Annotated in this window: 17 protein-coding genes; 4 read left to right on the top strand and 13 right to left on the bottom strand. The window is 49.3% G+C overall.

Annotated elements, in window-relative coordinates:
- Position 1 precedes the first annotated feature (1 nt).
- Positions 2 to 517: an rRNA maturation RNase YbeY gene (gene ybeY, locus HMPREF3052_RS07095; RefSeq protein ID WP_049350965.1), complete on the bottom strand. Its 516-nt coding sequence runs from the start codon at positions 515 to 517 to the stop codon at positions 2 to 4.
- Positions 518 to 595: 78 nt separating this feature from the next.
- On the opposite strand from ybeY, the gene HMPREF3052_RS11640 reads away from it, so the two are divergent.
- Positions 596 to 733, top strand: coding sequence for a hypothetical protein (locus HMPREF3052_RS11640; RefSeq protein WP_210399511.1), 138 nt, complete (start codon positions 596 to 598; stop codon positions 731 to 733).
- Positions 734 to 812: 79 nt separating this feature from the next.
- Here the strand turns inward: HMPREF3052_RS11640 and HMPREF3052_RS07090 are convergent, their stop codons facing one another.
- A complete protein-coding gene (locus HMPREF3052_RS07090) occupies positions 813 to 2093 on the bottom strand; it encodes a YadA family autotransporter adhesin (protein WP_283126966.1) in 1281 nt (426 codons plus the stop codon).
- A gap of 256 nt (positions 2094 to 2349) precedes the next feature.
- On the opposite strand from HMPREF3052_RS07090, the gene hemC reads away from it, so the two are divergent.
- Positions 2350 to 3285 carry a hydroxymethylbilane synthase gene (gene hemC, locus HMPREF3052_RS07085; protein ID WP_141756622.1) on the top strand — a complete coding sequence of 312 codons (936 nt, stop codon included), beginning with the start codon at positions 2350 to 2352 and terminating at the stop codon, positions 3283 to 3285.
- Positions 3286 to 3348: 63 nt separating this feature from the next.
- Here hemC and yegQ read toward each other — a convergent pair whose 3' ends face one another.
- Entirely contained in the window at positions 3349 to 4704 is a 1356-nt protein-coding gene (gene yegQ, locus HMPREF3052_RS07080) for a prephenate-dependent tRNA uridine(34) hydroxylase TrhP (protein WP_070749325.1), read from the bottom strand.
- A 327-nt stretch (positions 4705 to 5031) separates the two neighbouring features.
- Between yegQ and HMPREF3052_RS07075 the strand changes: the two genes are divergently transcribed.
- A complete protein-coding gene (locus HMPREF3052_RS07075; RefSeq protein WP_070749324.1) occupies positions 5032 to 5778 on the top strand; it encodes an amino acid ABC transporter permease in 747 nt (248 codons plus the stop codon).
- A 77-nt stretch (positions 5779 to 5855) separates the two neighbouring features.
- Here HMPREF3052_RS07075 and nagZ read toward each other — a convergent pair whose 3' ends face one another.
- The 10 genes from nagZ to HMPREF3052_RS07025 all read right to left on the bottom strand — a co-directional run bounded on the left by nagZ (position 5856) and on the right by HMPREF3052_RS07025 (position 20210).
- Positions 5856 to 6941, bottom strand: a complete 1086-nt coding sequence (gene nagZ, locus HMPREF3052_RS07070) for a beta-N-acetylhexosaminidase (RefSeq protein ID WP_070749323.1) — start codon at positions 6939 to 6941, stop codon at positions 5856 to 5858.
- Positions 6942 to 7038: 97 nt separating this feature from the next.
- A complete protein-coding gene (locus HMPREF3052_RS07065; protein ID WP_070749322.1) occupies positions 7039 to 8559 on the bottom strand; it encodes a Na+/H+ antiporter NhaC family protein in 1521 nt (506 codons plus the stop codon).
- Positions 8560 to 8692: 133 nt separating this feature from the next.
- Complete coding sequence (locus HMPREF3052_RS07060; RefSeq protein WP_070749321.1) at positions 8693 to 10192, bottom strand: DegQ family serine endoprotease; 1500 nt, start codon at positions 10190 to 10192, stop codon at positions 8693 to 8695.
- Between the two features lie 245 nt (positions 10193 to 10437).
- On the bottom strand, positions 10438 to 11691 hold the full coding sequence (gene hemA, locus HMPREF3052_RS07055) for a glutamyl-tRNA reductase (RefSeq protein ID WP_070749320.1): 1254 nt from the start codon (positions 11689 to 11691) through the stop codon (positions 10438 to 10440).
- A gap of 148 nt (positions 11692 to 11839) precedes the next feature.
- Positions 11840 to 12703 (bottom strand): RNA polymerase sigma factor RpoH, encoded by an 864-nt coding sequence (rpoH, locus tag HMPREF3052_RS07050; RefSeq protein WP_004519690.1) that lies wholly within the window; start codon positions 12701 to 12703, stop codon positions 11840 to 11842.
- Between the two features lie 280 nt (positions 12704 to 12983).
- Complete coding sequence (gene lnt / locus HMPREF3052_RS07045) at positions 12984 to 14531, bottom strand: apolipoprotein N-acyltransferase (protein ID WP_070749319.1); 1548 nt, start codon at positions 14529 to 14531, stop codon at positions 12984 to 12986.
- Positions 14532 to 14586: 55 nt separating this feature from the next.
- Entirely contained in the window at positions 14587 to 15453 is an 867-nt protein-coding gene (locus HMPREF3052_RS07040) for a DUF808 domain-containing protein (RefSeq protein ID WP_070749318.1), read from the bottom strand.
- A gap of 111 nt (positions 15454 to 15564) precedes the next feature.
- Positions 15565 to 16947 (bottom strand): efflux transporter outer membrane subunit, encoded by a 1383-nt coding sequence (locus HMPREF3052_RS07035; protein ID WP_070749317.1) that lies wholly within the window; start codon positions 16945 to 16947, stop codon positions 15565 to 15567.
- 62 nt (positions 16948 to 17009) lie between these two features.
- The gene (locus HMPREF3052_RS07030; RefSeq protein ID WP_070749316.1) at positions 17010 to 18947 is read right to left on the bottom strand and encodes a MacB family efflux pump subunit; all 1938 of its coding nucleotides are present in this window, start codon (positions 18945 to 18947) and stop codon (positions 17010 to 17012) included.
- A gap of 81 nt (positions 18948 to 19028) precedes the next feature.
- Positions 19029 to 20210, bottom strand: a complete 1182-nt coding sequence (locus tag HMPREF3052_RS07025; RefSeq protein WP_070749315.1) for an efflux RND transporter periplasmic adaptor subunit — start codon at positions 20208 to 20210, stop codon at positions 19029 to 19031.
- 288 nt (positions 20211 to 20498) lie between these two features.
- Between HMPREF3052_RS07025 and HMPREF3052_RS07020 the strand changes: the two genes are divergently transcribed.
- Entirely contained in the window at positions 20499 to 20903 is a 405-nt protein-coding gene (locus HMPREF3052_RS07020) for a type IV pilin protein (RefSeq protein WP_070749314.1), read from the top strand.
- Positions 20904 to 20942: the final 39 nt, after the last annotated feature.

The following is a 20942-nucleotide window of genomic DNA, read 5'->3' as shown; positions in this document are numbered from 1 at the left end:
TTTAATATTCGTCCTCTTGGTAGGGGTTGGGGAAGCCTGCCGCCAGCATCAGGCGGATTTCTTCGGCTTCCATTATTTCGGCTTCATCGTCTTCGATGTGGTCGTAGCCCATCAGGTGTAAAGTACCGTGTATGGTCAGGTGGGCAAAATGCTGCTCGGGTGTTTTGCCTTGTTCGGCGGCTTCTTTCAAAACCACTTGCGGACAAATCACCAAATCGCCATACAGGCCGTCTGAAAACTGGTCGGGCAGGATTTCGCCTTCGTTGAGCGCGAAACTCAAGACATTGGTGGCGTAATCTTTGCCACGGTAGTCGCGGTTGTAAGCGCGGGCTTCTTCTTCGTCCAGAAGAATCAGGCTGATGTCTGCGCGGCGGTATTCGTTTTTCAAGGCAGACCACGCCCAGCGGTAAAAATCGCGTTCGCTCGGAAGGTTGACGGCGGTTGAGGCGTTTTCAAAGTTCAGATGAAAACGTTGCCGCTGTAAGGATAAAAAAGGATATTGTTTGGCGCGTTTCATGTTGTCCGGAAAATTGGGTTTTTAGGCGTAAATATAACATATTCACCCCCATGCCGTCTGAAAAACCGCCCAAAAAAAGTGTATCACAACACCACCAAACCATTAGTGGATTACTACCAAGCAGAAGCCAAAGCGGGCAACACGCAATATTTCCGCTTAGACGGCACGCAAAAAGTGGAAGATGTCAGTAAAGAATTAGACAAAATCTTAGCTTAATTCCTCATCGCAACAAAAAAGCCATTCTATTTCAGAATGGCTTTTTTTATGCTCCGATTAACTCGGGATTAACGGTTTATTACCATTGGTAAAACGCACCGGCACCCACACCGTAGTTACCACGACTGTTGGTAGAAACGCTGGCTTTAAACACCCAGTTTTCATTAGGGGTAACACCGGACACACCAAGAGAAACCGCAGATTGACCACCATAGAAACCGGTACCCACGCCCACACCGATAGCACCGGCTTTGGTGGATTGAGGAACAGAAGCGTGAGCAATCGCACTCGCAACACCGCCTCTCAAGTCTTTATTTAAGAGGTTTACATTGCCACGCAATTCATTGATGGAATCGTTATTATCCGCTAATTGAGTGTTAATCGCCGCAATATTATTCGCGTTAGTCTGAATGTTAGCTGTATTAGTCGCAATATTACCCGTGTTAGTTGCAATATTGGTTTTGTTGGTTGCGATATCGGCTTTATTAGTTGCAATATCGGTTTTGTTTTTCTCAACTTTACCGTCTAAAGATTTCAATTGAGCCACGTTCACTGCATCAGTATCTTTTGTACCCGCAGCAACGCTGGTGATTTGACGGGTGATATTGTTGTCAACGTCACCAACAGAAACCGCAGCATGTGAAGCTTTCCAAGCTGCACTTGTCTCAGTTGTAGCAGCTTGAGTTGACGGATCATATCCTACAGCCTCTTTATTAACAGTTGCTTTAGAGTATGAACCTAATGCAACGCCATTTTCTACATCAGCGCCTGAAAATGCACCGACAGATACAGCATAATTTTTAGTTGCTCCAGTATCCGGTATAGACGCTAAACCAATACTCACAGATCCAAAGCCTGTAGCCTTAGCATTTGAACCTACAGCAACAGAATAAGCGCCTGTTGCTTGGGTAGATACCCCAACCGCAGTTGTAGCAATACCTGTAGCATTAGCTTTATTCCCCAAAGCAGAAGCATTAGCGCCATCAGCTACTGCACCATAACCTAGTGCAGTAGCACCATTGCCTTTTGCCTCCGTGTCAGTACCAATAGCTGTCGCACCACCAATGTTTTGAGCTTTACTTGTAGTATCCTTATTAGCCTTAGCATTATCACCAACTGCAACATCTTTTGAAACACCAGCAGCCGCATTTTTACCAATAGCAATGGAATCGTCTGATTTTGCCCCATCATTATTGTAGTTGCCTTGTGTTGTACCAAGAGCCCCAGGAGCAACACTAATAAAGTGTTCTGGCGCGGCCGCGTTGGCAACTGTAGACACACCCAATGCAGAAAGAAGTACGACCGCTGCCGTAGATAATTTCATGCTTGTATTTTTATTTAACTTACTTACATTTTTCATAATAGGTACCATAAAGTTAAAAAATAGACTAGTTATCATCAATGATAAGAAATACACCCTTGCACTTCGCTTAAGATTTTAGCATAAAAATTAAACTTTTTTACTCCATTTGATATTTTATGCATATTAAATTTATGCTTCTCATTGCAATTAAAAGAAGTAAAAATGGCACAAAAAGAAGACAGTCTTTTCAATAGCGCTCATTTTCAGAATTATGATAGACTTCATGCCGTTTTCCATCTTTCAGGCAACCATTATGAACCCGAAAAAACTCGTTATCGCCAGTCGCGAAAGCCTGCTTGCCATGTGGCAGGCAAAACATATCCAAGGCCGTCTGAAAGCCCTGTATCCCGATTGCGAAGTCGAGATTTTGGGCATGACCACGCGCGGCGACCAGATTTTGGACAGAACTTTGTCAAAAGTCGGCGGTAAAGGCTTGTTTGTCAAAGAGTTGGAACAGGCTTTGTATAACGGCCGGGCCGACTTGGCCGTGCATTCGATTAAAGACGTACCGATGGATTTGCCTGAAGGTTTTGCGCTTGCGGCAATCGGCGAACGCGCCAATCCGTTTGACGCGTTTGTGTCCAACCAATACGCACGTTTGGAAGAAATGCCCAAAGGCGCCGTCGTCGGCACATCCAGCCTGCGCCGCGAAGCCCAGTTGCGTGCGCGCTATCCGCATTTGGTTATCAAACCTTTGCGCGGCAATGTGCAAACTCGGTTGTCCAAACTTGATAACGGCGAATACGACGCGATTATCCTAGCTGCCGCCGGTTTGCAGCGTCTGGAATTGGACGAACGCATCCGCATGATTTTGACAGAATCCGACAGCCTGCCTGCCGCCGGACAAGGCGCATTGGGTATTGAAATTGCAGCGCATCGCGAAGATTTGTACGAAGTCTTAAAGCCTTTGAACCACGATACCACGCACGCCTGCGTTACTGCCGAACGCGCTTTGGCGCGCGCTCTGGGCGGAAGCTGCCAAGTGCCGCTGGCCGCATATTGCACTGAAGAAAACGGCTTGCTGACCTTGCGCGGCTTGGTTGGTCATCCTGACGGTTCGGTCATTTTGCAAGCGGACGCGCAAGCCCCTGCCGAATACGCCGATGCCTTGGGTCGCGCTGTCGCCAAAAAACTGGCAGATGATGGTGCGGAAGAGTTGATTGCCGCCGTATTGCAAGAACAGGCTTAAAACAGCATAGATAATTTAAAAAGGCCGTCTGAAACTTTCAGACGGCCTTTGTTTTATTGATGCTTAAGGATTCATAATCCGCGCAATCAAAGCTTTTTCTTTGCCCTGCATATTAGGGATTTTGACCTGAATGCCGTTGCCTGGGGCAACATCGACAGGCTGGCCTTTGCGGGTCATTTGTTCCAGTTTGATGGTTTGGTTGCCGCTCGGGTGGATGATTTCGAGTGAATCGCCGATGGCAAAGCGGTTTTTGACTTCGATGGTTGCCCAGCCGTTTTCATCAATTTCGGTAACGTGGCCGACATATTGGCTTTGTTTGGCAATCGAATGACCACTGAGGTAGTTTTGGTAATCTTGAGTTTGGTGGCGCTCGAGGAAGCCGCTGGTGTAGCCACGGTTGGCAAGACCTTCGAGTTCGCTCAACAGACTGTAATCAAACGGACGGCCTGCAACGGCATCATCAATCGCTTTGCGGTAGGACTGGGCCACGCGTGCAACATAATAAAGCGATTTGGTGCGGCCTTCGACTTTGAGGCTGTCCACGCCGATTTTGGCCAGTTTCTCAACCACTTCAATGCCGCGAAGGTCTTTGGAGTTCATGATGTAGGTGCCGTGTTCGTCTTCCATAATCGGCATCATTTCGCCCGGGCGGTTGGACTCTTCAATCAGGAAAACTTTGTCGGCATATGGATGGCGTTTTTGACCGTTGATGCCTTCAAAGTTTTGGTTGGCTTCTTCTTGGGCTTTTTCAAAGTTGAAACCTTGCAGAAGCTGGGCATCGCCTGCATCGCTTTCAGTGGCGTTGTGAACCTTGTAATCCCAACGGCAGGAGTTGGTGCAGGTTCCTTGGTTGGGGTCACGGTGGTTGAAATAGCCGGAGAGCAGGCAGCGGCCGGAGTAGGCGATACACAATGCGCCGTGGATGAAGACTTCAAGTTCAATGTCGGGGCATTCTTGGCGGATTTCGGCGATTTCTTCCATGCTCAATTCGCGCGACAGGATGATGCGTTCGACACCGATGTTTTGCCAGAATTTCACGCCCCAGTAGTTGGTGGTGTTTGCCTGAACGGACAGGTGAATCGGCATTTCCGGCCATTTTTCGCGCACAGTCATGATCAAACCCGGATCCGCCATAATCAGCGCGTCGGGTTTCATGGCAATCAAGGGTTCCATATCGGAAACGAAGGTTTTGAGTTTGGAGTTGTGCGGCAGCGTATTGACAGTCAGGAAGAATTTTTTGTTGCGCTCGTGCGCTTCTTTAATGCCTTGCTCGAGAACGTCGAGTTTGGCAAATTCGTTATTGCGGGCGCGCAGGGAGTAACGCGGGCTGCCGGCGTAAACGGCATCTGCGCCGTAATCGTAGGCGGCGCGCATGCGTTCGAGGCCGCCTGCCGGTAATAAGAGTTCGGGTGCTTTCATGTTTTATGCTTTTTAAAATGTTTTCAGACGGCCTTTAAGGGAAGAGGGAAGGCCGTCTGAAAGATGTTTGAAGAATGGGCGGATTATCCGCTGTTTTTGTGTTTCGGTCAATTTTGTGTCGGGTTTGCGCTTTGTTTTTTATACGGAAAATGTCCTATATGAGCAAAGGTGAAAAGGGGCTGCAATTCATTGGAAATGTAAAAAAAGCAGGGTTGGGCGGAATAATTTAACAAAAAACCGTTCAAACAATGTATTTTCTTGTAAAATATCAAGCTTCATTTTAAAAAATATTCGGATTAGTTACCGATTTTGACCGACGGAAGGGTTATGGATTTTCGTTTTGACATTATTTATGAATACCGCTGGATGTTTTTATACGGCGTGTTGACAACGCTGGGACTGACGGTGGTTGCAACGGCAGGTGGCTCGGTTTTGGGTTTGCTGCTGGCATTGGCGCGTTTGATCAATCCGGAAAAAGCCGGTGCACCGATGCGTGCCTTGGCTTGGGTGTTGCGTAAGATTTCCTTTTGGTATGTGACGCTGTTTCGCGGTACGCCATTGTTTGTACAAATTGTGATTTGGGCTTATGTTTGGTTCCCATTTTTCGTTCACCCGGCCGACGGTGTGCTGATTAGCGGCGAAGCAGCTGTTGATCTGCGCCGTTCTTATGGTGCGTTGATTGCCGGTTCTTTGGCTTTGATTGCGAACTCGGGTGCGTATATTTGTGAGATTTTCCGTGCCGGTATCCAGTCGATTGATAAAGGCCAAATGGAAGCTGCGCGTTCTTTGGGTCTGACCTATACTCAGGCGATGCGTTATGTGATTTTGCCGCAAGCTTTGCGCCGTATGTTGCCGCCATTGGCCAGTGAGTTTATTACGTTGTTGAAAGACAGTTCATTGCTTTCCGTCATCGGCGTGGCAGAGTTGGCTTATGTACAAAGCACGATTACCGGCCGCTATTCTGTCTATGAAGAGCCGCTTTATACAATCGCGCTGATTTATTTGGTGCTGACAAGCTTTTTGGGTTGGGTATTCCTGCGCTTGGAAAGCCGTTACAATCCGCAACACCGCTAATCGGTTTGAATCAAAAAAAGGAAGACTTTTTCAGTCTTCCTTTTTTATTTACCGTCAATGTTTCAGACGGCCTTGAATCAGAATGCTTCGCCGACTTTGATACCGCCTGCGATGTCTTTTGGCGTTGCCAGTTTGGTAGTTGCCTGTTGGGCAGCTTGGAATTCTTCGGTTGCCATGATGTCGGCAGCTTCTTGTACAGTCAATGTGTTGGCCATGTATTGCCAACGTGCTGCCAAATCGGCGTTTGCCGGTGCGTGGAAACCGTCTCGCAATTCATCTACCAAATCGGGACGGTTGCATACCAGTACAATATCGCAGCCTGCTTCAAAAGAAAGGCGTGCGCGTTCTTTAATACCGCCGACACCGCATGCGCCTTCCATGGTCAGGTCGTCTGAAAAGATAACGCCGTTAAATCCGATTTCTTGGCGCAGGATTTGTTTCAGCCATTTTTCGGAGAAACCGGCAGGTTGGTTGTCGGTTTGCGGGTACACGACGTGGGCAGGCATCACTGCCGCCATGCCAGCTTGGCTCAATGCGCGGAAGGGGATAAGGTCGGCAGCTTCTAGCGCTTCGCGGCTGCGTTCGTCACAAGGCAGGACGTGATGGCTGTCGCCTTCGACAAAGCCGTGGCCGGGGAAGTGTTTGCCGCAAGATTTCATGCCGCCTTTGTTCAGTCCTTTTTGCAGGGCAAGGGCAAGCTGGGTAACGATGTTGGCGTCGCGGTGGAAACTGCGGTTGCCGATGACGGCGCATTGCCCCCAGTCCAAATCCAAAACAGGCGTGAAGGATAGGTCAATACCGCAGGCGGAGAGTTCGGTTGCTAAAACCCAGCCGACTTGTTCTGCTTGGGCGCAGGCGGCTTCTCTGCCTTCGTTGTCCCAAATTTCGCCCAATACGTTCATGGCCGGTAGGCGGGTGAAACCGTCAATAAAACGTTGAACCCGTCCGCCTTCGTGGTCGACGGCAATGATGAGTTCAGGTGTACGGACGGCTTTGATTTCTTGAACCAAAGCTTTGAGCTGGGAAACGTTTTCAAAGTTGCGGCGGAACAAAATAACGCCACCGACGGCAGGGTCGAGCAGGCGTTGTTTTTCTTCTTCGGTCAGATGATAGGCGGCAACATCGGCCATGACTGGGCCGCGTGGAAGATGAGGCGTATTCATTGTTTTGTCCTGAATAATGTATATATTGGATAATCGTTATGTTCAGACGGCCTGAGAGTGTAGGAATATCTCAGGCCGTCTGAATATTGGTTTTGAATTAGGCAGTTGCTTTTTTCTTGTCTTTCAAGATAAAAATCAATATAACCATCACGATGCCGGTTACCACAAAACCTAAAGGTGCAGAGCCGGTCATGCCCAGTGCGAGGTAGCCTGAGGCGGCAGACGCGGCTACGGTCAGCGCGTAAGGGAATTGCGAGGTAACGTGATCGATGTGGTTACAGTGTGCGCCGGTAGAAGAGAGGATGGTGGTGTCGGAAATCGGCGAGCAGTGGTCGCCAAATACGGCACCGGCCATTACGGCAGACATGCAAGGGATAATCAGCGAAGGTTCGACTTTGACGGCCATGGCGGCGGCAATCGGCAACATGATGCCGAATGTGCCCCAGCTTGTGCCGGTAGCGAAGGCCATCACGCCTGCGAGCATAAACAAAATCACGGGCAGGAAGCCTGCGTGGATATTGCCTGCCACCAACGTGGAGAGGTATTCACCAGTGTGCATCTCGCTGACAACGGTGCTGATGATCCATGCCAAAATCAAGATGGTAATGGCGCCGCGCATAGAGATGATGCCCTGCCAAATGGCTTTAGGGTAGTCGCTGGTTTTGATGGTGCCGATGGTGCAGAGGATGACGGCCAATACGCCGCAAGTGCCGCCGAACACGAGGGAAGTGTTCACGTCGGTATTTTCAAACGCGCTGAGCAAAGAGAAGGTTTCAGAAGCTTGCGTACCAGTGTAAATCATGGCGGAAACAGTGGCGACAATCAGTACCAAAACCGGCACAATCAGTGCAAATACACGGCCGTTGGGATGGCCTGTTTCAACGGTTTCATCATGAATTTCGTTCAAAGCGGCGCGTTCCAAACGGGCCATAGAGCCGATGTCGAAGGAGAACCAGGCAACGACAAACACCATAATCAATGCGAAGACGGCGTAGTAATTCATCAGGCTCATGGCCACGAATGCGCCCATCGGTGTGTAGTCTGTAATGTTGTAAGTTACCAAAAGGCCTGCCAAAGTAGCGATAATCGATGCGCCCCAGCTGGATACCGGCATCAAAACGCACATCGGCGCGGCAGTGGAGTCTAGGATATAAGCCAGTTTGGCGCGGGAAACTTTGAATTTGTCGGTTACAGGGCGGGCAATCGCACCAACGGCAAGGCTGTGGAAATAGTCGTCAATAAAGGTAACGAATACCAGACAGGCAGTCAGCAGCTTCGCACCGCGACGGCCTTTGATGTGCTGTTTTGCCCAATCGGCAAATGCTTGGTTGCTGCCGGAATGTGTCAGCAGGGAAGTGAAAATCCCCAAAAGCACCAAAAAGAGCAGGATTTTGGGTTTGCCCAAAGACCAATTGCCATCCGCCCACGTTAGGCTGACAGCCATGTCTTTTAAGTGAACCAAAGCATCGAGTGGATTACCGCCTACCAGCAGGAAGGAGCCGACGATAATGCCGACACCCAGGGACAGCAACACACGGCGTGTGGCAATGGCCAGGGCGAGCGCAATGGCTGCCGGGACGATAGATAAAATAGAATTTGAATAATTAATGAGTTGCATAATTATATTGTATATAAGCGGTGAAATATTTTCAGACGGCCTAAATTGGAAGGCGGATAACAAAATACCCACCGCCTTTGACAGATGGGTATTTTATCATCTAACACATCATCATGCCGTCTGAAAAATCGGACTACTGCAGATTTAGTGCGAGGAACAAAGTATTGCCATCGCGTTGTACCAAAAGCGGTACGTTTTTGCCTGAGCTTTCCAATGCGCTACGGAAAGTGGATTCGTCATTGACGCTGATTTGGCTGACGGCAATGATTTCGTCGCCGCGTTTGAGGCCGGCACGTTCGGCCGCTCCGCTAACGCGCAGAACGATTAAGCGTTGTTTGCCGTCTGCGTTTTCAACCTGCAGGGTAACGCCTGCGTTTTCAACGGTAAATCCGTTATGGCTGCCTTCATGTTGTGGGTGTTCGGCTTCTTTTGCAGAAGTTTCCGTTTGCTCGGCTGCGCTGCCAAGTTTGACTTTGACATCGGTTTGTTTGCCGCCGCGCCAAATGCTCAAAGTCACTTCTTTGCCCGGCATAATCGAGCCGACCATAACAGGCAAATCGCTGGAAGCGCGGACTTCTTCGCCGTTAACTTTGCGCACGATGTCACCAACCTGCAAACCGGCTTGTTGTGCTGCGCTGTTCGGCATGATTTTGGCAATCAGTGCGCCACTTGCTTTGTCCAAACCGAAAGATTTGGCCAAATCATAAGAAACTTCTTGAATAACCACGCCTAATTGACCGCGTTGGACTTTGCCGTTGGCTTTTAATTGTTCGGCCACATTCATGGCAACATCAATCGGAATGGCAAATGAAATGCCCATGAAACCGCCGCTGCGGCTGTAAATTTGCGAATTGATGCCGACTACTTGGCCGCGGAGGTTGAATAATGGGCCGCCTGAGTTACCGGGGTTGATGGCAACGTCGGTTTGGATAAACGGCGTGTAGTTTTCATTCGGCAGGCTGCGGCCTTTTGCGGAGACGATGCCGGAGGTTACGCTGTTGTCAAAGCCGAAAGGCGCGCCGATGGCGGCTACCCATTCGCCCGGTTTCAAATCTTTCGGATTGCCGATTTTGACAACCGGCAAGTCTTCTTGCGGCTCAATTTTTAAGAGGGCAACGTCGGATTGGGCATCTGAGCCGACCAGTTTGGCTGTGTATTCGCGTTTGTCGTTGAGCAGGACTTTGATATTGCCCATGCCGGCAACCACGTGGGTATTGGTCAGGATATAGCCGTCTTTGCTGATGATGAAGCCGGAACCGAAATTCAAAGCGTCGCTTTCAGTATCTTCCTGCGGCATGTCGGGCATATTGGGAACAAGGCGCTTGAAGAACTCGTAAAATGGATCGTTGTCGGGGAATTGACTCAGGTCCATGCTGTGGTCGTCATCCGGTGTCGCAGTGCGTTTTGCCGGTGTCGCTTGAATATTGACGACTGCCTGTCCTTCGTTTTGCACCAGTTGGGCGAAGTCGGGCAGCAACATACCGACTTTTCCGTCATCGGTATTGGTTTCTATGCGTTGGACGAGTTCTTTGTTTTCGTCTTTACCGAAAAAGGTGCTGACTTTGTCGCAACCTGAAAGAAGGGAAGCTGAGAGGACAGCAAGGGCCAGATATGTGTTTGTTTTAATATTCACGAAAGTTCCTTTTGCCGGTGCCTATTGTATTGTCGGCATGCGTTTGAGCCGGCAGGCAGTTTTATTGTTTGAATGCTGTTTAAATGTATAAGGTAGGATTTTTACACTTTAACGGTTTTTTTTCAAGCATTTCATTTTAAATGAAAAAATAATGATTGGGATTTTATTGTTTTAAGGCCGTCTGAAAACTTTGGGATATGACCTGTCGGTCGGTTCGCTTCTTTCAGACGACCTTTACATTGTGGTCAGTCGTGTTGATCCAAATGGTAGATCTGCGCCACGGCATCGATTAATTCGCTGTTGTCCGAGCCGGCTTTATTGAGCGTGCGTGTCGGAGAGTGGAGCAGTTTATTGGTCAACTGAATGGAGAGGCGTTCGAGGACATCCTCGGCCGACACGCCTTTTGCCAGTTGCTTCATGGCATTTTCCAATACTTGGCGGCGCGCACGTTCGCCTTCGTCGCGCAAGGCGCGGATAAGTGGAACGCTTTGACGGTTTTTCTGTAGGCGGATAAATTCGCTGACTTTTTCTTCCACCATGCTTTCAGCCGCTGCCGCTGCCTTTTTGCGCGCGTCTTTACCGCTTTGGACAATGTCCATCATGTCGTCTACGGTATAGAGATATGCGTCTTCCAATTCGCCGACTTCGGCTTCGATATCGCGCGGAACGGCCAAATCCAGCAGGAAAACAGGCATGTTGTGGCGTTTTTTCAATGCGCGCTCGACCATGCCTTTGCCGACGAGTGGGAGTTGGCTGGCAGTGGAAGAAACAACCACGTCGTAATCGTGAAGAATATCGGGTAATTCGTTCAGCAGGCAGGCTTCGGCGTTGACACCGAGTTTGTCGCACAATTCCTGCGCGCGCTGGTGTGTACGGTTAGCAACGGTAATGAGCTTGGGATTTTTGGCGGCAAAATAAGTGGCCACCAGCTCAATCATTTCGCCTGCACCGATAAAGAGGACGTTCAGATCGGAAATGGAAGGGAAGATTTGCTCTGCCATTTTGACCGATGCAGAAGCCATGGAGACGGAGTTTTCGCCGACAGCAGTGTCGGTACGCACTTCTTTGGCAACGGCAAAGGTTTTTTGAAACAGGGCGTTTAAGTGGGTGTTGATGCTTTCCTGTTCTTGCGCAACGCGGACGGCATCTTTGATTTGACCGAGAATTTGCGGTTCGCCCAAGACCATGGAGTCCAAACCGCAGGCGACGCGGAAGGCGTGGCGGACGGTTTCATTGTTATCCAAGGTATAGAGGTAAGGGCGGATTTCTTCGACAGGCAGATCATGATATTGCGCCAACCAGTCGATGATTTTTTCAGTTTCACCGACGCAGTAGAGCTCGGTTCGGTTGCAGGTAGAAAGAATGACTGCTTCTTCCGCCGCCTCACTGCGCGCGAGGTTGGACACGGCATCCGGCAAATTTGCAGCTGCAAATGCCAGTTTTTCGCGTATGCTCAAGGGCGCGGTTTGGTGATTGAGTCCGACGACGGTAAGTTGCATGGTTATGGTATGACTGGGTAGTGTGTGTGGTGGGTATTATAGCTTAAGTGGGCTTTAAAATGAATGTGTTGGGGGAGAAGATACAATAAGGTTTGCCATCGAAAAGGCCGTCTGAAAAGATTCAGACGGCCTTTTTATAATGAAAGGCTTAAACGGCTTCTGCTTCTTCTGCCAAGAAACCGCGCAGTTTTTGCATGGCTTTGGCTTCGATTTGGCGGATGCGTTCGGCAGATACGCCGTATTCTGCTGCTAATTCGTGCAGGGTCAAACCGCCGTCGTCTTGTAACCAGCGGCTTTCAACGATGCGGCGGCTGCGGTCGTCCAATTGCGCCAAGGCATTTTGCAGACCTTCGGTTTGCAGGGCGTAGTGGGCCTGTTTGGACAACTGGCGGCTAGGCTCTGCATCGTGGTCGGCCAACCAGTCGATAGGGGCGAAGTTGTCCTCGTCATCGTTGTTTTCTGCCATAATGCCGATGTCGTGACCGGTCATGCGTTGTTCCATTTCCAAGACTTCGGACAATTTGACGCCCAAATCGTCAGCGATTTCTTGCGCTTCTTTTGGAGACAAGGCATTCAGATTTTTACGCATGCTGCGCAGGTTGAAGAACAGTTTGCGTTGCGGTTTGGTGGTGGCAACGCGGACCAAACGCCAGTTGCGCAAAATGAATTCGTGGATTTCGGCTTTAATCCAATGCACGGCAAACGAAAACAGGCGCGCGCCGCGGCTTGGTTCATAGCGTTTGACGGCTTTCATCAGGCCGATATTGCCTTCTTGAATCAGGTCGGCTTGGTTGAGGCCGTAGCCGTCGTAGCCACGTGCGATGGATACGACGACGCGAAGATGGGACAGAATAAGCTGTTTGGCGGCGTTGAGATCGCCTTTTTGCTGACGTTCGGCCAGTTGTGTTTCTTCTTCGGCGGTAAGCATGGGAATGCTGTTGACAGTATGAATGTATTGCTCGAGGCTACCGTTGCCGCTGTGGATAACGGGTAATGCAAAAGCTTTATTCATAAAGGATGCTCTCCTTGATTGGGCCGTCTGAAAACGGCTTTTTGTTTATTGTGTGACAAGCAGTATAACATTGCCTGTGGTTTGTTTTGTTATGGGTTGGATTTTTTCTGTAAATTAACGATAGATTCAATAGTTTTTACTGCTTAAATTGCAAGGGTTGATTGTCTTAGAAAATTTGAGTGATTTGCTAGGTTTTGGATAAGTATATTACAAACATTTCTGTATGTAAATAGTTTTGATAATAAAAAAGAACTTGTATAACAAGGTCTTAAAAATTTTTTTATTCTAGTTTCTTCCGGCCAATCAGGATAAGGAATACGCTGATAACGGCCAAAATGCTGATGAGCCATGTGGAGCCGCCTGCTTTCATATAAGGCGTTTCGCCGATATAGCCTTTGACGTGGCCTTCGAGGACGGTTTCTGTATCCGGTTGGGCTTCGGCAACAATCGTACCTTTAGGGGAAATAATGGCGGTCGCGCCGGTATTGGTGGCGCGAACCATGTAGCGGCCCAGTTCCATTGCACGCGCTTGGGACTGTTGAAGCTGCTGGTACATGGCATTGGATTTGCCATACCACGCCATATTGCTGATGTTGGCAAGCAAGGTGGAGCGTTTCGCCGTTGCAATGAGTTCGTCGCCGAAACCGTCTTCATAACAGATATTGAAGGCTACTTTTTGATCTTTCATCACCAAAGGTGCTTGGTTGTCGCCGCCTTTTTGAAAGTCGGCCAAAGGCATATCCATCATTTTATAGAGACGCTCGGTAATGGTGGGCAAGGGCTTGTATTCGCCAAATGGAACGAGGTGGTTCTTGGCGTAGTAGGGGATGACATCGGAAGTGCTGTTGTGATATTCGCTCAAATTGATGACTGCATTTTCGTAGCCGTTGCCGTCGGGCGTATATTGGCTGATGCCGATGGCCAATGCGCTGCCGTTGCTTTGCGCCTGTTCGGCGAATTGTTCCAAGATGCCTTCGGGCAGGTCTTGACGCATCAGCGGCAGGGCGGTTTCAGGCAGGATGACGATGTCGGCACTGGTCTTGCTGATTTGTTCGTAGTATTTCTGAATGGTCGGAATGATTTGTTCTTCCTTCCATTTCAGATTTTGCTCGATGTTGCCTTGAATCAGGGCAACCGTGCTGGTGCTGCCGTCGGGGCGGGTGTATTCGGTTTGTTGGGAAATGTAGCCGACGGAGCAGAGCACAACGATAAGGAATAAGGGCAACAGGCGGTGTTTCAGACGGCCATGGTTGTCAATCAGCAACACCAGCCATGCGCTGAGGAAAGCGGTTGCCAGCGTAACCATATGAATGCCGCCCAAAGGCGCGAAGCCTGCCAACGGGCTGTCTTTGATGATTTGGGAATAGCCGATTGCGCCCCAGCCGAATCCGGTCAGGAAACGTTCGCGGGCAAATTCTGCCAGCGTCCATAAAATCGGCAGCAGGAGGCCGGTTTTGGCCCAGCGCGACAGGTTGCATTTTCTCCACACCCAAAAACAGATGGCCGGATAAAGCGCGAGAAACGCCGGCAGCAGGAAGGTGAGGGGGATGGCGTATGAATCCGGCAAACCCGAAACGTCATGCAAGGCAGTGTGTATCCAATAAAATTGCGCCGTATAACCGATTAATCCGAACAGATAGGCAGTCATGACGGCAAAGCGCGGACGCAATTCAATCAAGCGTATCAGCGCGCCAAACAACAGCGGCATCAGCCAGAAATGATAATACGGGGCGAAAGTGAACGGTGTTGCGGCGGCAATCAAGATGACCAGCGGCCAGTAAAGCAGCGGATGTTGCCAATATTGTTCGAGTTTACGGAAAATATTCATGCTTTAAATGGTATTGAGGTCGTCTGAAAAGTTTTCAGACGGCAGGGAAACAAAATCAGTCTTTTTGAAACAATTTCATTGCAGGCAGGACGATTGCGCAAGCCAATGCGCCGGCGGCTACTCCGACCACCAGATTGGCGATATGTTCCATTATGCCGCTGTCCCAATGCTGCGCATGGAGGAAATCGTGCAAAAAGCCAAGGTTGTGGGCGATTAGTCCGCCGCCGACCAAGAACATCGCCAGCGTGCCGACAATGCTCAAGCCGCGCATAAACCAAGGCATAAATGAAATCAAACCGCGTCCGATGCCTTGTACGGCGGCGCTTTTTTGGCGCATCAACATCATACCGAGGTCGTCAAGTTTGACGATGATGCCGACCAAACCATAGACCAACACAGTCATGCCGACACCGATGGCGGCCATCACCAAAGAACGCGTCATCAGGTCATATTTTTCAACAACGCCCAGCGCGATAATGATGATTTCGGCGGAGAGGATGAAATCTGTGCGGACCGCGCCTTTAACTTTTGTTTTTTCGTCTGTGACTTCAGGTTCGGCATCGTGTCCGTCTTCGTGTTCATTGCGGTGCAGAAATTTGTGCAACAGTTTTTCCACGCCTTCAAAACACAAATACACACCGCCGATCATCAGCAACGGTGTAATCAGTGCAGGCAGGAAAGCGGAAAGAGACAGCGCAAGTGGCACCAGAATCAGCTTGTTGACCAGAGAGCCTTTTGCCACCGCCCAAATAATCGGCAATTCGCGCTCGGCAGATACGCCGGTTACTTGATTGGCGTTGAGCGCCAAATCGTCACCGACCACGCCGGCGGTTTTTTTGGCGGCGACTTTGGTCATCATCGCTACGTCGTCCAAAACGGCGGTAATGTCGTCCAAAAGCGTAAAGAGAGAGGCGAAGGCCATAATGTTGTCCGGATAAAATCAAATAAACGCGCGATTATATATGAAAATTCAGTTGCTTGAATGGTTTCAGACGGCCGTTGACGGAAATTAACCAAAGGCCGTCTGAAAATGCTATTTCGGCGTATAACGTCCCGCCATGGCTTTATACGCCATATTTTCGTATTTCAAGGCTTCATAGCGTTGGTTCAGTAGATTTTGGGCCGAGCTGTATTCCGTATTCAAAGCCTCCAGCCAGTCTTTAAGCTCGTTTTTGCCGTGTTGGTAGCGCACTTGGTAGTAGCGGCTGTTTTTCTTGTCCAAGGCGTAACGCTGCTCTTGGTTGTTGAGCGCGGCTTGGGCGTTTTGGTAGGCGAGGTAGTTGGTGTTGACTTCGTTCAGCGCGGTGGTCAGGGCTTTTTCAAAGTCGAGTTTGGCGCTTTCGAAATTGGCTTGGGCGGTTTTGTCTTTCCATTTCATGGTCTGCCAGTTGAGGAATGGCAGGTTGATGGTGGCGGAGCCGCCCAAGAGCGGGATATTGAACGTGCTTTTGGCTTTTTCAGACGACGTGCTCAAGCTCGCGCCCAATGTAATCGAGGGATACCAACTGCGTTTTTGCGCTTCGACGGATTGGAGCGAGGATTGCAGGCGGTATTCGGCGGCGCGCAGGTCGGGGCGGTTGGCCAAAACGGTAATCGGTACGTCCAAGTTCACGCCTTTGACAGGCAGCAGGCGGAATTGTGCCGGATCGGCGGCCATGTTTTCAGACAGCCTTAAATTCAACAAATTACGCAAAACCTGTTTTTGCGTATCCAAATTGTTTTGCAAAGACAATAGGCTGTTTTCCGCGCTCAGCAATGACTGTTTGGCTTGGGTCGGCTGGCTTGAGTCGGCCCGGCCGTAGCGGAACTTGGCATTCGCAATGCGGTTGATTTCCTGATATTGCTTCAGCGATTTTTGCGCCAACTCGATGGCTTCGTTCAGATAGGCGATATTGAAATACGCATCGGCGACATTATTAATCAAAGTCAGGCGTGTGTTAGCCATGTCTTCATGCGTGGCTTGGTATTCCCATACCTGTGCATCGGCAGTGGCACTGAGTTTGCGCCACAAATCCAATTCGTAGCTCAAACCAAGCTGGCTGCTGAAGGTATTGCCGTGGCTGCCGGTTTTCAGGTTTTTAGAAGCGTTCGCGCCCAACGAGCCGCTGAACGAAGGTACCAAATCCGCACCCAAAATATTGGCTTGATACAAAGCTTTGTTGACGCTGATGGCGGCTTGTTTCAAATCGACATTGTTCGCCAGTGCCTGCTCCATTAGCGCATTAAGCTGCTGGCTTTGGTAGATTTCCCACCAGTTGCCGTTTACATCGTAGCGTTCGGCAGTTTCCGCCGCGCTCATGACTTGGCCGGTTGCTTCCAGTGTCAGGTTCGGATTGGCTTTAGGTGCAGCGCACGCACTTAGGACAAGGGCAACAGCCAATGATAAGGCTGCTTGGGAAAAAGGTTTCGTCTTCATAAAAATCTTTCGGGTAAAAGCATTTCAGACGGCCCTAAGATAATAGGCCGTCTGAAACATAATCAATCCTGAGCCAGCGCATCAATCGGGTTGAGCTTGGAAGCCTTGTTAGCAGGCATAAAGCCGAACGCGACGCCGATGGCGGTGGAGCAGACCACCGCGCCGATGACGGAAGTCATGGAAATGCTCATCGGGAAGTTGGTGACAAAGTAGTTGAACACCAAGCTGATGCTTGCGGACAACAATACGCCTGACAGGCCGCCGATGATACAGATTAAGACGGCCTCAATCAGGAACTGTTGCAAAATATTGTTGCGGCGTGCGCCGATTGCCATGCGGACGCCGATTTCTTTGGTGCGCTCGGTAACGGAGACCAGCATGATGTTCATCACGCCGATACCGCCGACCACCAAAGAGATGACCGCGATGGAAGAAATCAGCAGCGTCATGGTGCCGGTTGTGCTTTCAACCATTTCTTTGATGCTGTCGCTGTTGTTCATAAAGAAATCTTCTGTACCGTGGCGTGCTTTCAGCAGCTCGGTCAGGCTTTTTTCGGCAACTTGCGTGTTGGCATCGTCTTTGATTTTGACAACGATGGAGTTGGTATGGCTCTCGCCGGTAATTTGGTGCATGACCGTTGTATAAGGCGACCAAAGCATCAGCGAGTCGGAATTGCCGAACGAGTTGTCATCCTTTTTCATAATGCCGATGACAGTTAGCGGGCGTTTTTTGAAAAGGATGGTTTTGCCTAAAGGATTGACGCCTTCGCCGAAGAGTTTGGTTTTGGTGTTTTGGTCGATAACGACGACTTGTGCATCGGTTTTTACATCGTCATCATCAAACAGACGGCCTTCTTCCAATTTCAAACCGCGCACATCGAAATATTGTTCGCCCACGCCGTAAAGCGAGGCGGTCAGGTCGGTGTTGCGGTAGGTCAAGGTGCCGTTGGAGTTGGTTTGAGGGGTAGCAGAGGCGACGTAGCTTTGTTGGCTGATGGCTTTTGCGTCATTAATCGTCAGCGTTTTGATTCGTCCGCTGCGGCGGTCGCCAAAACCACGGCCGGGGAAGATACTGATGGTGTTTGTACCCATCGAGTTGATGTCTTCTAAGATTTTTTGTTGCGAGCCATTACCCAGTGCCACTACCGATACCACCGAAGCGATACCGATGATAATCCCCAGCATGGTCAGCAGCGAACGCATTTTGTGCGCCATAATCGCCTGCACCGACATTTTGAAGGCTTCCATAAATTGATCGTAATAAAACGACCAAGAAGCTTTTTCTTTAATCCGTTCTACTTTGCTTGGCGGAATATCGGGATTTTTAGACGTATCCGAAATAATCTGACCGTCGCGGATTTCGATGACGCGGTTTGCGTTTGCCGCAATGCCCGGATCGTGGGTGACCATAATCACGGTATGCCCGTCTTCGTGCAGCTTATGGATGATTTCCATCACGTTTTTACCGCTGGCGGTATCCAATGCGCCGGTCGGCTCGTCGGCAAAGATGATTTCGCCGCCGTTCATCAACGCGCGGGCAATCGAAACGCGTTGTTGCTGACCGCCGGAAAGTTCGCTGGGTTTGTTGCCTTCTTTATTTTGTAAACCCAAATCGCCCAACAGTTTTTCCGCACGTTCCGCACGCTCTTTACTGTCCATGCCCATATATACGGCAGGCAGGGCGACGTTGTCTCGGGCAGTCAGCGAGCTTAACAGGTTGTAACGCTGGAAAATAAAGCCGAAACGCTCACGGCGCAAAGCCGCCAGCTCATCCGGCTGCATTTGCGATGTTTCGATGCCGTCGATTTGATAAGAGCCGGAAGTGGCGGTATCCAGACAGCCCAAGATATTCATCAGTGTCGACTTACCCGAGCCGGATTGGCCGATAATCGCCACAAAGTCGCCTTTCTCAATAGAGAGGCTGACATCTTTCAATACGTGCACACGGTTTTCACCGTTACCGAAAAAACGGTTGATATTCTTACATTCGATTAAACTCATAATCTTTCCGGGCGAAAAATAGAAACATAGGAACTAAGGCCGTCTGAAACACAGCCAAATCTTTCAGACGGCCTTAATCAATCAGCGAGGAGGGCCGCCACCCATCATCGCGCGTTCGCTGCTCTTATTCTTTTCATCTGCGCTCATTTCAGAAATGATCACTTTTTCGCCTTCTTTCAAGCCGCTTTTGATTTCGGTATTCATGCTGTCTTTCAAGCCGACAGTCACTTCACGCTCAACAGCTTTATTGTCTGTACCCAAAACGCTGACAAATGATTTGCCGTTATGTTTTTTCACAGTCAGTGTCGGTACCAGTAAGACATTCTTCACGCCGTTGATTTCAATCGTATTTTGAGTGGTCATGCCGATGGAGAGCTTGCCGTCATTATTCGGCACCAGGGCGCGGGCATAGTAGTAGATTGCATTGGAAGTCGTGTCCGTGCTGCTGGTGTAGTTGCCCAAAGACATGGTGGTCAGGCCGGGGTCGACGCTGTCCAATTTCGCTTTAATCGGGGTGTCCGGCTCGGACAAAATGGTGAACGAAATATCCTGACCGGCTTTAACTTTCGTGATGTCGCCTTCGGCAATCTGCATTTTGTTGAGCATGGTTTCCAAGTTAGCCAGTTGGATGATGGTTGGCGTAGATTGCGCCGCATTGACGGATTGGCCTTCTTCAACAGGAATGGCGACTACAGTGCCGTCCATGGTGGCGGTAATCCGTGTATGGCCCAGTTCGGATTCGGCCGTATTGATGGAGATTTTTGATTGTTTGATGGAGGCTTTCAGTTCGGCAACATTCGCTTTGGCTGCGGCTAAAGAGTCTTGTGCAGATTCCAAGTCTTCTTTGGAAGTTGCCTGTTCTTTCCATAAGGCAAGTTCGCGTTTATATTTTTTCTCTGCACTGGAAAGCGCGATTTCGGCAGAAACCAATTTTGCCTGATAGGTTTCCAGTTTGGATTTTTCGGTATTTAAGGTATTGATCTGATTGGTTGAGTCGATTTCCGCAATCAGATCGCCTTTTTTCACTTGTTGGCCCAGTTTCACATACAGTTTTTTAATCTGGCCTGAAGCCTCCGCGCCTACGGATACCAAATTGGAAGGTGAGATTTCGCCGGTTGCCGACACGGTTTGACGGATATCGCCGCGTTTGACCACTTCTGTAATAAAAGAAGACTGAGGCTCAGGCTTCATCAAAGACCAGCCGCCGAAAGCCGCTGCTACCACAACAGCCGTACCGGCCGCCCACTTGAAAACTTTAGACATATAAAAGGAACCAATTCAATAAAATAACGTCGCAGACAAGCAACAGATGTATTGATAGAAATAAAAAACAACTGGATTTTACTGTAAAGACCAAGTCAGACCAAGAGACGGTCGGCTCAAATTGAAGTTTAACTTATTGAAATAAAAAATAAAGGGCAGTAAACATTTTTCAGAACTTGCACCTCATTTACATAAATTCCCAAACTCCCACCGAATTTGAACATTTAAGCCGCAAGAAAACTACTATAATATCCACGTCTTATTCTAATTATTTACGACATAACTACAATGAAACACCAACAAGGCTTCACGCTTATCGAGCTGCTGATAGTCGTTGTGATTGCAGCCATTCTTGCTACCATCGCATATCCGTCTTATCAAAACTACATCCGCCAAACGCGCCTTGCCGCCGTCCGCACGCAGATGCTTCATAACGCCCAACAGCTCGAACGCTACTACACTCAAAAAAGTACATTTGTAGGGTTTTCTGATAAAAATTTACAGCAGAATCAATATTTTAATATTGGTTTTGAAGGTGAACCTTCCGATTCAGGTTATATTTTGAAGGCAGAGCCTAACAAAGAAACCAACGCAAATGAAACCTGTACCGTTTATTACAACGACAGCGGTATCATCTGGGCAAGCAGCGACAAGCAAAACTGTCCCGGTTATGAAATGCCAAAATCAGAATAAATCGAAAGATAAAAGGCCGTCTGAATTTCAGACGGCCTT

Source organism: Neisseria sp. HMSC056A03 (genome assembly GCF_001815685.1).
Classification (GTDB): Bacteria; Pseudomonadota; Gammaproteobacteria; order Burkholderiales; family Neisseriaceae; genus Neisseria; species Neisseria subflava.
Note: the sequence above shows the minus strand (reverse complement) of the source record. Positions and strands in the feature narration are given on the sequence as shown.

What these genes read in the sequence shown, in the direction of transcription:
- ybeY (WP_049350965.1), bottom strand. Translation starts at nt 517, where the DNA reads ATGAAACGCGCCAAACAATATCCTTTTTTATCCTTACAGCGGCAACGT.
- HMPREF3052_RS07090 (WP_283126966.1), bottom strand. Translation starts at nt 2,093, where the DNA reads ATGAAAAATGTAAGTAAGTTAAATAAAAATACAAGCATGAAATTATCT.
- hemC (WP_141756622.1), top strand. Translation starts at nt 2,350, where the DNA reads ATGAACCCGAAAAAACTCGTTATCGCCAGTCGCGAAAGCCTGCTTGCC.
- yegQ (WP_070749325.1), bottom strand. Translation starts at nt 4,704, where the DNA reads ATGAAAGCACCCGAACTCTTATTACCGGCAGGCGGCCTCGAACGCATG.
- HMPREF3052_RS07075 (WP_070749324.1), top strand. Translation starts at nt 5,032, where the DNA reads ATGGATTTTCGTTTTGACATTATTTATGAATACCGCTGGATGTTTTTA.
- nagZ (WP_070749323.1), bottom strand. Translation starts at nt 6,941, where the DNA reads ATGAATACGCCTCATCTTCCACGCGGCCCAGTCATGGCCGATGTTGCC.
- HMPREF3052_RS07065 (WP_070749322.1), bottom strand. Translation starts at nt 8,559, where the DNA reads ATGCAACTCATTAATTATTCAAATTCTATTTTATCTATCGTCCCGGCA.
- hemA (WP_070749320.1), bottom strand. Translation starts at nt 11,691, where the DNA reads ATGCAACTTACCGTCGTCGGACTCAATCACCAAACCGCGCCCTTGAGC.
- rpoH (WP_004519690.1), bottom strand. Translation starts at nt 12,703, where the DNA reads ATGAATAAAGCTTTTGCATTACCCGTTATCCACAGCGGCAACGGTAGC.
- lnt (WP_070749319.1), bottom strand. Translation starts at nt 14,531, where the DNA reads ATGAATATTTTCCGTAAACTCGAACAATATTGGCAACATCCGCTGCTT.
- HMPREF3052_RS07040 (WP_070749318.1), bottom strand. Translation starts at nt 15,453, where the DNA reads ATGGCCTTCGCCTCTCTCTTTACGCTTTTGGACGACATTACCGCCGTT.
- HMPREF3052_RS07035 (WP_070749317.1), bottom strand. Translation starts at nt 16,947, where the DNA reads ATGAAGACGAAACCTTTTTCCCAAGCAGCCTTATCATTGGCTGTTGCC.
- HMPREF3052_RS07030 (WP_070749316.1), bottom strand. Translation starts at nt 18,947, where the DNA reads ATGAGTTTAATCGAATGTAAGAATATCAACCGTTTTTTCGGTAACGGT.
- HMPREF3052_RS07025 (WP_070749315.1), bottom strand. Translation starts at nt 20,210, where the DNA reads ATGTCTAAAGTTTTCAAGTGGGCGGCCGGTACGGCTGTTGTGGTAGCA.
- HMPREF3052_RS07020 (WP_070749314.1), top strand. Translation starts at nt 20,499, where the DNA reads ATGAAACACCAACAAGGCTTCACGCTTATCGAGCTGCTGATAGTCGTT.